At 43.1% G+C, this 13,037-nt stretch carries 10 protein-coding genes; 1 reads left to right on the forward strand and 9 read right to left on the reverse strand.

What is annotated here, in order from left to right; translation table 11 throughout:
* Positions 1-334: 334 nt before the first annotated feature.
* The 5 genes from SNE26_RS04315 to SNE26_RS04335 all read right to left on the reverse strand — a co-directional run bounded on the left by SNE26_RS04315 (position 335) and on the right by SNE26_RS04335 (position 7,613).
* On the reverse strand, positions 335-1,186 hold the full coding sequence (locus SNE26_RS04315) for a hydroxymethylglutaryl-CoA lyase (protein ID WP_321558141.1): 852 nt from the start codon (positions 1,184-1,186) through the stop codon (positions 335-337).
* A 174-nt stretch (positions 1,187-1,360) separates the two neighbouring features.
* Entirely contained in the window at positions 1,361-2,674 is a 1,314-nt protein-coding gene (locus SNE26_RS04320) for an NAD(P)/FAD-dependent oxidoreductase (protein WP_321558142.1), read from the reverse strand.
* A 247-nt stretch (positions 2,675-2,921) separates the two neighbouring features.
* On the reverse strand, positions 2,922-5,912 hold the full coding sequence (gene secDF / locus SNE26_RS04325) for a protein translocase subunit SecDF (protein WP_321558143.1): 2,991 nt from the start codon (positions 5,910-5,912) through the stop codon (positions 2,922-2,924).
* A gap of 116 nt (positions 5,913-6,028) precedes the next feature.
* Positions 6,029-6,511, reverse strand: a complete 483-nt coding sequence (locus tag SNE26_RS04330; protein ID WP_321558144.1) for a dihydrofolate reductase — start codon at positions 6,509-6,511, stop codon at positions 6,029-6,031.
* A gap of 280 nt (positions 6,512-6,791) precedes the next feature.
* On the reverse strand, positions 6,792-7,613 hold the full coding sequence (locus tag SNE26_RS04335; protein ID WP_321558145.1) for a thymidylate synthase: 822 nt from the start codon (positions 7,611-7,613) through the stop codon (positions 6,792-6,794).
* A gap of 179 nt (positions 7,614-7,792) precedes the next feature.
* Between SNE26_RS04335 and ispE the strand changes: the two genes are divergently transcribed.
* On the forward strand, positions 7,793-8,593 hold the full coding sequence (ispE, locus tag SNE26_RS04340; protein ID WP_321558146.1) for a 4-(cytidine 5'-diphospho)-2-C-methyl-D-erythritol kinase: 801 nt from the start codon (positions 7,793-7,795) through the stop codon (positions 8,591-8,593).
* Between the two features lie 206 nt (positions 8,594-8,799).
* On the opposite strand, the gene SNE26_RS04345 is transcribed toward ispE, so the two are convergent.
* From SNE26_RS04345 to SNE26_RS04360, 4 genes are all read right to left on the reverse strand, one after another.
* Positions 8,800-9,687, reverse strand: coding sequence for an NAD(P)-dependent oxidoreductase (locus SNE26_RS04345; protein ID WP_321558147.1), 888 nt, complete (start codon positions 9,685-9,687; stop codon positions 8,800-8,802).
* Positions 9,688-9,690: 3 nt separating this feature from the next.
* Complete coding sequence (locus tag SNE26_RS04350; protein WP_321558148.1) at positions 9,691-9,969, reverse strand: LapA family protein; 279 nt, start codon at positions 9,967-9,969, stop codon at positions 9,691-9,693.
* Between the two features lie 1,003 nt (positions 9,970-10,972).
* Positions 10,973-11,875 (reverse strand): EamA family transporter, encoded by a 903-nt coding sequence (locus SNE26_RS04355; RefSeq protein WP_321558149.1) that lies wholly within the window; start codon positions 11,873-11,875, stop codon positions 10,973-10,975.
* A complete protein-coding gene (locus tag SNE26_RS04360) occupies positions 11,875-12,978 on the reverse strand; it encodes an LptF/LptG family permease (protein ID WP_321558150.1) in 1,104 nt (367 codons plus the stop codon). Before SNE26_RS04360 ends, SNE26_RS04355 begins: the two co-directional genes overlap by 1 nt.
* Between the last annotated feature and the right edge of the window lie 59 nt (positions 12,979-13,037).

The raw sequence follows: 13,037 nt of genomic DNA on the forward strand, positions 1-13,037 counted from the left end.
CGTCATTGCGGCACGAAGCAATCCCCGATGTGCAGAGCTGCTCTGTATGGTTCGCGATTGCTTCGTACCTTATAATGATGTGATTGTAAGTTGTTGATTATCAATTGAATTTTTTGGAGTGATTTTATAAATATGGGTGTTCCCGTTAGCCAACGGGCCGTGATATACGCTCATACTGCACAGGCAGTATCCGTCAGCTGACGGACGGTATCCGCTCCTATCACTAACGCGGCCCCGCGCACTGCCGCTAAGATATTTTATACGTCATTACGGTTTTTTTTAGGATTTTCCTGATGGATACTTATAATGACGAAGTGGAGAGGTTATTTAAACTTCAGACAAACACCCTCCCCGAGTAATCCACAGCTTCCTGAAATTTATCCATATTAAGTCCTGTGGGCTCGTTTTGTATTTTAAGGTAACTTATCAGGTTTTCGGTGGCGATGTTGCCTGTAAGGTCGTCTTTAGCCATTGGGCAACCCCCATAGCCTTTTATTGCAGTATCAAATCGTTTACAGCCGCTTTGATAGGCTGCTGCTATTTTAGGTTGCCATGTATCGGGTGTGGAGTGCAGATGGATGCCAAAGTCTGTATCGGGAAATAAGCGGCAAAGATTTGGATAGATACTGCTGATCTGCGCCGCATCTGCAATGCCAATGGTATCGGCAAGGGCAATGTTCTTTATTCCTTCGCCAATCATCTTTTCTGCCCAGTGCTCAATGATGCCGGTGTTCCATTCATCGCCGTAGGGGTTACCAAAGCCCATGGAAAGATAAACCAATAGTTGTTTACCATTTTTATTACTCAATTCATTTATCCGCTGTACCGTTTCAAAGGCCTGCTCAATGGTTGAATTTGTATTTCGAAGCTGGAAAGTTTCGGATATGGAAAATGGATACCCAAGATAGGTGATCTCTTCATGCTTCACCGCATCTTCGGCACCGCGGTAGTTGGCAATAATAGCCAGCAGCTTTGAGCGGGTACTGCTCAGATCAAGTTTTTTTAGCACTTCAGCGGTATCCTGTAGCTGGGGAATGGCCTTCGGCGATACAAAGCTGCCAAAATCTATCGTATCAAATCCCACCTGTAAAAGCAGGTTGATATAACCTGCCTTGATATCGGTAGGAATAAAATCATGAATGCCCTGCATGGCGTCGCGGGGACATTCGGTTATCTTGATGTTCATCTTTTAAGAGTTAACTCCAATGGAATAATAACAGCCGTCATTGCGAGGTACGAAGCAATCCCCGATTTGTAGGTCCGCTCTCCATAGTTCGCGATTGCTTCATACCTCGCAATGACGCTTTGTTACTTTAGGTTTTAAATCTAAAGTAAAAATTATTCACTTGACTTTTCAAACTCAATCAACCGTATTAGGCAAATGCTGCTCCTCAGTTAAACCTTCACGCTCAAATTTGCGGATTATAAGCCTTGTGCCGCCATTGTAAGTTACATAGCTCGATACCCAGTTAATGAACACGATCACCTTATTACGGCCTCCTAAAAGCGATATCAGGTGCACAAACATCCATACCAGCCATGCAAAAAATCCCTGGAACTTTACCTTGCCCAAATCGGCAACCGCTTTATTACGGCCAATGGTTGCCAGTGAGCCTTTGTCGTTGTATTTAAATGGCGAGGTTTGCTCCCCGTTGATGATGTGGATAATGTTTTTGGCAACATGCTGGCCCATTTGTATAGCTACCTGCGCTACACCGGGATGGCCCTTAGGTGTTTCCTCGGTGATCATGGCTGCAACATCGCCAATGGCAAAGATGTTATTGCTACCTATAACCCGGCCAATGCTATCCACCTTTATTTTGTTTCCGCGCTCAATAACGTCTTTATCAAAGCCTTCGGGCACAACGCCCATCACCCCGGCGCTCCAGATCACGTTTTTGGTACGGATGGTTTTACCGCCTTCAAACTTAATTTCCTCTCCATCGTAGCTTTCAACCTTTACGCCTGTTAGTACTTCAACACCCATATTGGTCAGGAAAGTGCGGGCCGCGTTGGATGCCTGGTCGGAGAAAGGCCCCAGTACTTTCGGCAAAAAGTCAACCAGGTAAACCTTCATGTCCTCTTTTTTAAGCTCCGGGTAATCTTTTGTTAAAACGTGGTTACGGAGTTCGGCTAATGAACCTGCAAGCTCAACACCGGTTGGCCCGGCGCCTACCAGTACAAAGGTAAGGTAGGGATCGCGCTCGGCCTTGCCTACTTTAAGCAGGGCTTCTTCGATATTCTGCAGAATGGAATAACGGAGGTTCAGTGCCTCGGGGATCGATTTCATCGGCATGGAATAGTGTTCGATATCCTTATTGCCGAAAAAGTTGGTGGTTGAGCCGGTTGCTATCACCAGGTAATCATAGGCTATATTACCTATAGTGGTTTCGAGCGTGTTGTTTTCCGCATCTACTTTGGTTACTTCGGCTATCCGGAACCGGAAATTTTTTTGATTGGCAAAATTTTTCCTTAAAGAAAATGCAATCGACTCGGACTCGAGGCTGCCCATTGCAACCTGGTATAAAAGGGGTTGGAAAGTATGGTAGTTGTGCTTATCGAGCATCAAAACGTCTACAGGTTTATCCTTTAGTTGTTTTGCCACCTGCAGGCCGCCGAAGCCGCCGCCTACGATCACTACAAGTGGAAATTTTGAATTATTTGATGTGTTCATTTGTGCAGGTTATCTGTTAAAAAACTTTTTAAGGGCAACGTAATGCACTTTTGGGAGTATAGCGCAATCTCCGTGCCGCCAATAACTATTTATATGAAATACGGTGCAAGTATAGTTCATTGTACGCGATATGCAACACCATCTGTCGGTGATATTATAGCTTTTCCTAATGAGTATTATGGCGTTGTGCATCAACAAAAAAGGCCCCAAATTACTTTGGAGCCTTTTAATAAATTTATTCTTTTTCTTATTTGAGGTCTTTCTTTCCAAAGTCAACGATTACCGGTGTTGCCACGCAGATCGACGAGTATGTACCGAAAAGTACACCAATCAATAACGCGAATGAGAAGCCTTTGATAACGTCGCCACCAAAGATGAACAATACTAACAATACGAATACCACGGTTAAAGCTGTGATAATGGTACGGCTTAACGTGCTGTTGATGGCCCTGTTAATAACTTCTTCCGGTTTTTCGTTCTTATTAGAATGATCAAGGAACTCACGGATCCTGTCAAATACTACCACAGTATCGTTAATTGAATAACCGATAACAGTAAGGATAGCCGCGATGAACGCCTGGTCAATATCCAGTGAGAATGGAAGGAAACCATTGAACAATGAGAAGAACGACAATACCAGCAAGGCATCGTGCGCGGTCGCGATCATCGCGCCTAAGCTGAACTGCCATTTACGGAAACGGATCAGGATATAAGCCGAGATTACGAAGATGGCGAACAATACTGTGTAGATAGCTGATGTTTTTAACTCATCTGCAATAGTAGCGCTTACTTTTGAACCACCTAAAATGTTGCTGTCGGTAATTTTAGTTTCAGCTTTAGCAGCTAATGTGCTAACAAGGGTTGCCCTTACTTTAGCATCAGCAGCAGTTGAGTTATCATTGAACAGGTAGTTGGTAGTGATGCTGAATTTATCGGTACCCATAGTTTTAACCTCGGTGCTGCGGCCTAAAGTAGCATCAACAGCATCGTGGATCTGTTCGGTAGTAACGGTTTTGTTAGGGAAGCTAACAATGTAGTTACGGCCGCCTTCAAAATCCACACCGTAGGTAAAGCCGCGGGTGAAGATAGATACCAAACCTGCAGCAATAAACAAGCCTGAGAAAATGTAGAACTTACCACGGTTTTTTACAAACGCGAAGTTTGCATTTTTAAAGGTATGTGAGCTCCATGGGTTTGAGAACTTGATATCCATGCCCTTGTCAAGCATCCACTCAAATATAACCCTTGAGATAAGCAATGAGCAGAACAATGAAGTTGCGATACCGATCATCAATGTAGTAGCAAAACCCTGGATAGGACCTGAACCAAACACAAACAGGATTAAACCTGTAAGGAAGGTACTGATCTGTGAATCAAGGATTGAAGGCAATGCATGTTTGAAACCGTCGGCAACGGCAATTCTTAATGATTTGCCTAAGTTTAATTCTTCACGTACACGTTCGTAAACCAGTACGTTGGCATCTACCGCTATACCTAAGGTTAATACGATACCTGCAACACCCGGTACGGTTAATACCGCGCCTAAGCTGGTCAATACACCCATCAGGAAGAAGATGTTGATGATCACCGCAACTACCGCTACAGTACCCGCACGGTTGTAGTAAGCAATCATGAAGATCAATACAACCACCAAACCTAAGATACTTGAAGTAATACCTGCAGAGATAGCTTCCTGGCCTAATGACGGACCTACGATTGATTCAGATACAATGTGGGCAGGAGCCGGTAAACGGCCTGCTTTTAATACGTTGGCTAAGTCGCGGGTATCATCAATGGTAAAGTTACCGGAGATTGATGACACACCACCTGAAATTTCATTCTGAACGGTAGGTGCAGAGTATACGTTATCATCCAAAACGATGGCGATAGCTTTTTTGTTAGTGCCTGATGATGCCTCTGCAGTAACAGTACGCCATTTTTGGGCACCTTCCGAATTCATGATCATCACAACCTCAGGGCTGCCTTTTTGGTCGTTATCTGCACGGGCATCGTTAATTACGTCGCCCGATAATACCGGCCCGTTATCAGCACCTGTAAGTTTGATAGCGTATAACGCGAAAGTTTTGGTGTTTTTGATAGGTTTTACTTCCCACAAAAATTTGATATTACGTGGAATAACCGCTAAAACATCGGCACTGTGCAAGTATGCGTTAACTTTGGCCGTATCCTGTAACGGAGCATAACCAACAACCGGGCCCTGGCCTAATTGCTGCTGGCCGTTTGCACCCTGGCCAACGTTTAATGACATCACTGCAAACAGCGGGTGTTGCGCGGCTAATTTTGTTTTGCTTAATGAAGCCGCTGAAGTATCGTTTTTAGCAGCGTTCTTTTGAACCTTGCTTAACAATGAACCACCTTTAGCGGTATCAGCTTTTGCAGCTGCAATGGTAGCGGCAGAATCAGCTTTTGCTGATTTGCCGGTATCGGCTTTAACTGTTTTGCTTTTTGCAGCAAGCAGGTTGTCAATGTTGATCAGGTATTGGTAAGCCTCGGCATTATCAAAAGTTTCATAGAACTCCAGTTTTGCAGAGCCTGAAAGCAATTTGCGAACACGCTCCGGCTCTTTAACGCCCGGCAGTTCAACTAAAATCCTGTTTGAACCTTGTTGCAACTGGATGTTTGGCTGGGTTACACCAAACTGGTTGATACGGGTGTTCAAAACGGTGAATGATTGTTTAACCGCTGTTGAAGCCAAGTCCTCAAGATAAGTTTTTACCTCGCTGTTTGAAGCGTTGAACTTCAGGTGGTCCTGGTTATCTTTTGTTGAAAAGATAGCGGCAAGCTTACCGTTGGGGTTTAGCTTTTCGTACTCGCTTACAAATAACGCGATGTAATCTTTTTGGTTGGTTTGAGCATTTGCCTGCAATTTATCGGCGTTAGCCAAAGCCTGGTTAAAAGTCGGATCAGGATTGTCATTGGCAACTTTGCGTATAACATCGTTGAGCTGGATCTGCATGGTAACGTTCATGCCACCCTTAAGGTCAAGGCCTAATGCAATTTCCCTTTGCAATACATAAGCGTAATCGTGTTTTAATAGCGGATAAACCGGTTGATTGGAAATAGAATCCAAATAAGCTTTTTCTTTCTCAGGATCTCCCTTTGAGTATACTTTGGCATCCTCCCTAACCTTATGGGCCACCCACGTAAATGATAGCTGGTATAAGCACACCACTGCCAGTAGTATGGCGAAAAATTTAATAACCCCTTTGCCTTGCATCGAATTTGTAATATGTAATAAATTAGTTTATAAGCTTTTTTTCAATAAGGCAGCAAATCTAATAAAATTTCGTAAGCACAAAATTTTAAATTAAAACAAAATCATGACAAAAAATGTTAGCCCCGCACAAGTGTGATAAAAGAATATTTATACTTGTTTTTTTCGTCGGGCTCAAAATCTTCACGATCTGTTTCCTGCCACTCATCAGGATTTAACTCCGGGAAGAAGGTATCACCCTCAAAATCCTGGTCGATAATGGTGAGATATATGCGGTTTGTAAGCGGAATAGCCTGCCGGTAAATCTCGGCTCCGCCAACAATAAAAACTTCATCCTCGGCCCTGCAAAGTTCAATTGCAGCCTCAATAGATGGTACCACCTCGCAACCCTCAATGCTGATAGCCTGCCGTGTAACAACAATGTTGCGGCGCTTGGGTAAAGGCTTACCAACCGAATCAAAAGTTTTACGCCCCATGATCACGGTATGCCCGGTAGTAACATCTTTAAAATGTTTCAAGTCATTAGGCAGGTACCAGAGTAATTTATTGTCTTTGCCAATAACATGGTTTTTGGCTATGGCTACGATTATAGATAGTATCATTAGTTCATTTGTTCAATGGTTCATTGATGCTAAGCAGATGAACCTACATGTTTTTCAAAAGTGTCTGCGTTTATTAAAATGGGTGGGTTTCTAAAAGCACCCATATTTTTCAACGCGTCATTGCGAGGTACGAAGCAATCCCCAATAGGCAGAGGGGGCTATGCAGATCCGCCCTGTATAGTTTGGGATTGCTTCGTGCCTCGCAATGACGTGATGGTGGTAAATTTTAAGGATAGTAAAATCCTATCAATCCTCTAATCCTATAAATCACGGTTCAAACTTACACCGCCACTTCCGCCTTAATATGCGGCCATGGGTCATAATTTTCCAAAGTGAAATCTTCAAACTTAAATGAGAAGATATCTTTAACCTCCGGGTTGATCTTCATGGTTGGCAGGGGACGAGGATCGCGGCTTAGTTGCAGGCGGGCCTGGTCGATATGGTTGTTGTACAGGTGGGCATCGCCAAAGGTATGTACAAAGTCGCCGGCTTCGAGGTCGCATACCTGCGCCATCATTATAGTGAGCAGGGCATACGATGCAATGTTGAACGGAACGCCTAAAAATATATCGGCACTTCTTTGATACAATTGGCATGAAAGTTTTCCCTTCAGTTCCCCCTTCAGGGGGTTAGGGGGCTCTACGTAAAACTGGAACAAACTATGGCATGGCGGCAGGGCCATCTGGTTAACCTCGGCAACGTTCCAGGCCGATACAATAATGCGGCGCGAATCGGGATTGTTTTTAAGCTGATTTACTACCTGCTGGATCTGATCAATATGCCCGCCATCAGGTGTGGGCCATGAGCGCCATTGCTTACCATACACCGGACCGAGGTCGCCGTTTTCGTCGGCCCATTCGTCCCAGATGCGTACGCCGTTTTCTTTCAGGTAACGGATATTGCTGTCGCCGCTCAAAAACCAGATGAGCTCGTGGATAATTGATTTGAGGTGAAGCTTTTTGGTGGTCACCATCGGGAAACCATCCTTAAGGTTGAAACGCATCTGGTAGCCAAACACACTTACCGTACCGGTGCCGGTTCTGTCATGCTTCTGCGCGCCGGTTTCCATCACATGCCTCATCAGGTCGAGATACTGTTTCATTATGTTAGTTGATTAAGTGAGTAGTTGATTAGGTGAGTGGTTATTGGGGTTGATTGGATAAGGCACCAATGAACTAATGAACCAATGAACTAATGAACAATTTCAAAGGGCAAAGAAAAATAATCTACCTTTGGTTTCCTACGGATGTTGGCAAATACATCACGTGTTAATTACTTTGTATGATTTTATTTCCGAATGCAAAAATAAACATTGGCCTTAATATTACCGAACGCCGGCCGGATGGTTATCATAATCTCGAAACCATTTTTTATCCTATCGATATTAAAGATGCCCTTGAAGTAGTACCAAGCGATAAGCTTAGCTTCACATCAACCGGCCTGGATATTCCCGGCCTGATGGAGGATAACCTCTGCATTAGGGGTTATTACATGCTTAAGCAGGATCATGACCTGCCACCAGTGAGCATCCACCTGCATAAACACATCCCGATAGGCGCTGGACTGGGCGGGGGATCGGCCGATGCTGCGTTTTTTATCAGGCTGATGAATGATGAATTTAAGCTCGGTTTATCGGTTGATGAAATGACCAATTACGCCCGCCGCCTCGGTGCCGACTGTGCTTTCTTTATTGAGAATAAACCCGTGTTTGCTTTTGAGCGCGGCGACGAGTTTGAGCATATCAGACTCGATCTGTCAGCTTACAAAATTGTGTTGGTAATGCCGCCCGTTCACGTGTCGACAGGGGAGGCTTTCAGGGGCATAAAACCAACCGCGGTAAAAGATTCATTGTTCGATTTGATCAATGAGCCAATAGCAGATTGGAAGAAGTTTATCAAAAATGATTTCGAACAAACCGTGTTTAAAAATCACGCGGGGATCCGCGGTATCAAAGCTGCCCTTTATGAAGCCGGCGCTATCTACGCCAGTATGAGCGGAAGCGGTGCATCAGTGTTCGGTATTTTTGCCGAAACCCCCGATTTGAAATTTTTGGAAGCAGAGAACGGAGTGTTCTATTTATGATGTCGGAATTCGGATTTTCGATTTCGGATTTGCTCAGCTGGCGAATTTAAAACCTCGACAAATGCATAAATATTAAAGCGTCATTGCGAGGTACGAAGCAATTCCAAACTATACAGAGAAACTTGTATAGCTGCTCTGCTAACAGGGGACTGCTTCGTGCCTCGCAATGACGCTTTTTTACTTTTGAACAAATCCGAAACCCAATATCACACCCCCGCATCTTCACTCACGCCGCGCCCTATTCCTTCTACCCAATCGCTCTCGCCCCGGCCTTTGGCTACAGCCGTTAATAAGCGGCTGTGTACGGCGTTTGCAATGGGCATAGGCATCTCGCTTGTCTGCGATAATTTGAATGCAAGCCGCGCGTCCTTATAGCCTAATTTTGATTTGAAGCCTATAGGTTCATATTGCTTACCTGCAATGAGCTTACCATAGTTTTGAAAAATAGGAGCGTTAAAAAGTGTCGAGCCAAAAAACTCGAAAACCTGCGTTCTGCTCAACCCGTTTTTTTCGGCGAGGGTAAACGCTTCGGCCATCATTTCCATTGATGCCATGATCATGAAATTGCCGGCAATTTTCACCACGTTTGCGCCACCTGTTGAAGGGCCGAAATCTATCACCCCCTGGCCAAGTAAATCAAGAATTGGCCGGGCATCAGCTTTAGTTTGCTCGTCGCCCGAAACGCAGATCCAGAGCTTACGCGCAGCAGCCGCTTCGGGCCTGCCAAACACCGGAGAGGCAAGGTAACGGCTGCCGGCTTGCTCATGTAATTTGGCAAGTTCTTCAGAAGTACCAGGCGAAATAGTGCTCATGGAGATATGCACAGCATTTGGCTGTAGCGTTTTTAAAATTCCGCCGTCGCCTACAGCCGATTCTCGCAGCACCTCATCATCCGATACCATGGTGATCAAAAACGGCACATTTGCCGCTGCTTCGGCAGGGCTCTGACATTTGGTTACACGGTCGGTTCCAAGCTCATCTATCTTTGAAAGTGTGCGGTTGTAAACCTGCAGATGGTACCCCGAGTCGATGAGGTTTTTGGCTATGCTGGTACCCATGTTGCCAAGGCCTATAAATCCAATCTTTGTTTTCATATTTTAGCTGATGTATTCCCTGTCTTCGTCACTTAGTGTATCGGTGTCGTCTTTTTTGTGCATGGCGTCATGATAGCCTTCAATATCGAACTTTTGTTTTTTAGGCCATGCCACGATCAAGCCCAATATAAAACCTGTTACCGCAACCACCAGCATCATCATTAGTTTGGATACCCTGAAAGTGGCGAACAAAAATTTGAAGTAAACCTCGTCGGTATTTTGCATCAGTACGATGGTAAGCAAAACAGCGATGACTACAATGACTATTGTTTTTATGCTCATGATGGATGTGGTTTTAGAGTTAATACAATATCCGCTTTTTAAATGTTTAATAAAAATTGATCTCTGATAAATTGATGCCCTGGAATGTGGCGGGCCGTGGCGGGCAGAGCCCCGGTGTTTTTATGTTCGAATTTTATTGCCAGATCAATGTCCCGTATCTCTGCGATTATTAAGTCGCCCCGACTTTACCCGATATTAATAATCGCTCTTTCAAAAATAGAGCGATCACAATCCTGGTTGAATTTTGCACATTTTTCAACCGCTAAAAAAAGGGTGTTGATCTTTCTTGGATTGGATGGAATAACAAATTTTTATGTCAGAAATTTCTTCGCGACAATCGCACGAGAGCGCAAAAAAAATGGCCCGTAAATAAATTCCGTATACAAGCAGGAGAGATACTTCGTTTTTTTTTAATTCCTGAATAATTACTTCACTACACTTTGGTAAACATATCTTCTCGTTGCCTGTTCCGGAAGTTTTACCTGATATAATAATGTTTAAATATTTGATTTTTAAATTATTATAAGTTGTTTACCTTAATAAAACCCGAGTTGCTAATACTTTTAGCTTTTTGTAATTTTACTTGCATTGTTTTTGTTTAATTAACTATTTATATAAAGTATATAATTATCTGATTTTTAGTTTTATATTTTAGTTATATAAATGAATTATTTTAATTTTTATAGTGGATGGTATTGAGTAAAATTGAAAATGTTGGAGTTGCTGAGCTGATTTTTAAATTTGAATTTAATACACTAAGTAAAAATTGGATTTTGCCGCTGTTTTGTGCTGAAGTGTTGATTGAGCCCGGAATGTCTCTGAAAATTAGAATCGCTCAGAGGGGCTAAAAATCGCTAAGACGGGCATGGGGATTTCACCCCTATTATGATTTGGGTAAGGGAAAGATAGCGCGTATTTGAGTTTTCGCACGGGCTCTCCGGTAGTCGGCTGCAGTGCGTTCAGGCAACTATAGTTATGAAGCACGATGCAGGAAAGTGAAAATTCAGGCCCTGTTTTTACGCCTGACAATTTGCTTTTGGGCAACAGGGTATAAGAAGATTGTAGACAAGATAAGGAGTGCGCCACCCCAAAATCCAAGTGTCATTTTATTCATGTCGCCAAAAAAAATAAATGACATAATGATGCCGTACACCGGTTCAAGGTTGGTGATGAGCGCTACCCTGAATGCAGAAAGTTCGCGCATTACAGATACGCCGGCAACATAGGCCAGTGACGTGCACACTGTACCAAGCAGTACCAGGTAACCAATATCAGCGGGCTTTAACAACATGGCCCGGGTATAGCCGGAGGTTATAAAAAGGTATATCGAGATCCATACAAAAGCGCCGGATAGTTCATAAAATGCTATGACCGGCGCCTGTAATTTTTGTACCTGGCGCGAGTTAATAATTGAAAAAAGGCTGGCGCAAACAGCGCTCACAAGTCCGGCTATAATACCCTTAGTGTATCTTCCTTCAAATTTAAAAATCAAAACGATGCCCGAAATGATTAAGAGCCCGGCCAAAATCTCCAATTTTGAAATGCTTTTTTTATTGATAATTGGCTCAAAAATGGCGGTGAAAAGTGTGATTGACGAGAGGCAAACCAGGGTTACCGCAACGGTTGAAAGCTTGATGGCGGCAAAGAAAAGGATCCAATGACCGCCCACAATTGCCCCTGTAAACACCAATTTTATCCGGGTTTTTTTGTCGACTTTAAAATCGGTTTTATTGAACTTAAAATACAAAAACAGCGAAACAAAGGCAATAAGTACCCTGTACCACACCAATTGTACGGCCGAAATGGTAATCAGAGCGCCTAAAATTCCGGTAAATCCCCACACAAAAACCGTAAAATGGAGTATTATAAGGTTCTTATTTAGGCTTGAGGGGGCGTTTTGTGCCATTATTTTGGTGCTTTTAAAAGTAGATAATAGCCTAAAATGCCGAAAATGATGTTAGGAATGAATACGGCTACTAAAGGTGTCATACCTCCTTTTACCGAAAATACAAGCGCAAACCGTTCTAATATGATATAAGCGAAGCATAATAAAATGCCGATCCCCAAGGGTAAACCAACACCTCCGCGTACCTTTCTTGATGATATGGAAACACCGATTAAAGTAAGTACAAAGGCTGATAAAGGGTATACAAAACGGTGGTACTTTTCAAAATAAATAGCCTTTAAATACTCCGGACGACGCAGCTTTTCCTTGTCAATATTTTTGTTCAGATCGCTTAATGACATAGCCTGGTATACGTTATCATATACAATAAAATCGCTCGGGTGCATATCCAAAACAGTGTCTTTTGGTGTGTAGCTTTTAATGAATTGCTCCTTCATTCCCCTTACATATTTAACGGTATAATCCTTGATCGACCATATTCTCTTTACAGAATCGTACTGAATTGTATTGGCAATTAGCTTCTCGCGCAAGGTATCGCCGTTAAATTTTTCCATAATAAAATTGTAACCAAGGTGCGTTGTAGGGTCATAATTGGCGAGATAAACAAAGGTGTGCTTATCAATCTGCATGTGTACCTCCACTTTGGTTGGGTCATTATCCATCATCCCATTCGCATTTTCAAAGTCGATTTTTAGGCGGTTAGTAAACGGAATGAGGTATACATTTGCAAAAAATGACACCACAAATATGATGGATGAGGCAATTACATAGGGCCTTAGAAACCGGTTAAAACTTGCCCGGCCGCTCAGGATCGGAACAATTTCTGTTTGGTTTGCCATCTTGGCTGTAAAGAAAATTACCGCCAAAAAATTGATCAGCGGCGATAGCATATTAAGATAAAACGGAATAAAACCCGCGTAATATCTAAACACGATATCGTGCAGACTGGCGTGTTTGTTCAGGAAATTATCCAGCTTTTCTGATACGTCAAATACTACAGATATCACCATGAAAATACCCATCGTGAATATAAAAGTACCCAGGTATTTGCCAATAATAAACCTGTCGATGATCTTTAAATGTCTATAAAAAAAAGCTTTCATCTGCCGGTTGTTTGATTGTTAATTTCCATGTTTTTCCTGGAGATTTTTTTTATTTACTG

The organism is Mucilaginibacter sp. cycad4 (assembly GCF_034263275.1).
GTDB lineage: Bacteria > Bacteroidota > Bacteroidia > Sphingobacteriales > Sphingobacteriaceae > Mucilaginibacter.

Coding starts and splice junctions, on each gene's coding strand:
- SNE26_RS04315 (WP_321558141.1), bottom strand. CDS start 1,186: ATGAACATCAAGATAACCGAATGTCCCCGCGACGCCATGCAGGGCATT.
- SNE26_RS04360 (WP_321558150.1), bottom strand. CDS start 12,978: ATGAAAGCTTTTTTTTATAGACATTTAAAGATCATCGACAGGTTTATT.
- ispE (WP_321558146.1), top strand. CDS start 7,793: ATGATTTTATTTCCGAATGCAAAAATAAACATTGGCCTTAATATTACC.
- SNE26_RS04335 (WP_321558145.1), bottom strand. CDS start 7,613: ATGAAACAGTATCTCGACCTGATGAGGCATGTGATGGAAACCGGCGCG.
- SNE26_RS04355 (WP_321558149.1), bottom strand. CDS start 11,875: ATGGCACAAAACGCCCCCTCAAGCCTAAATAAGAACCTTATAATACTC.
- secDF (WP_321558143.1), bottom strand. CDS start 5,912: ATGCAAGGCAAAGGGGTTATTAAATTTTTCGCCATACTACTGGCAGTG.
- SNE26_RS04320 (WP_321558142.1), bottom strand. CDS start 2,674: ATGAACACATCAAATAATTCAAAATTTCCACTTGTAGTGATCGTAGGC.
- SNE26_RS04345 (WP_321558147.1), bottom strand. CDS start 9,687: ATGAAAACAAAGATTGGATTTATAGGCCTTGGCAACATGGGTACCAGC.
- SNE26_RS04350 (WP_321558148.1), bottom strand. CDS start 9,969: ATGAGCATAAAAACAATAGTCATTGTAGTCATCGCTGTTTTGCTTACC.
- SNE26_RS04330 (WP_321558144.1), bottom strand. CDS start 6,511: ATGATACTATCTATAATCGTAGCCATAGCCAAAAACCATGTTATTGGC.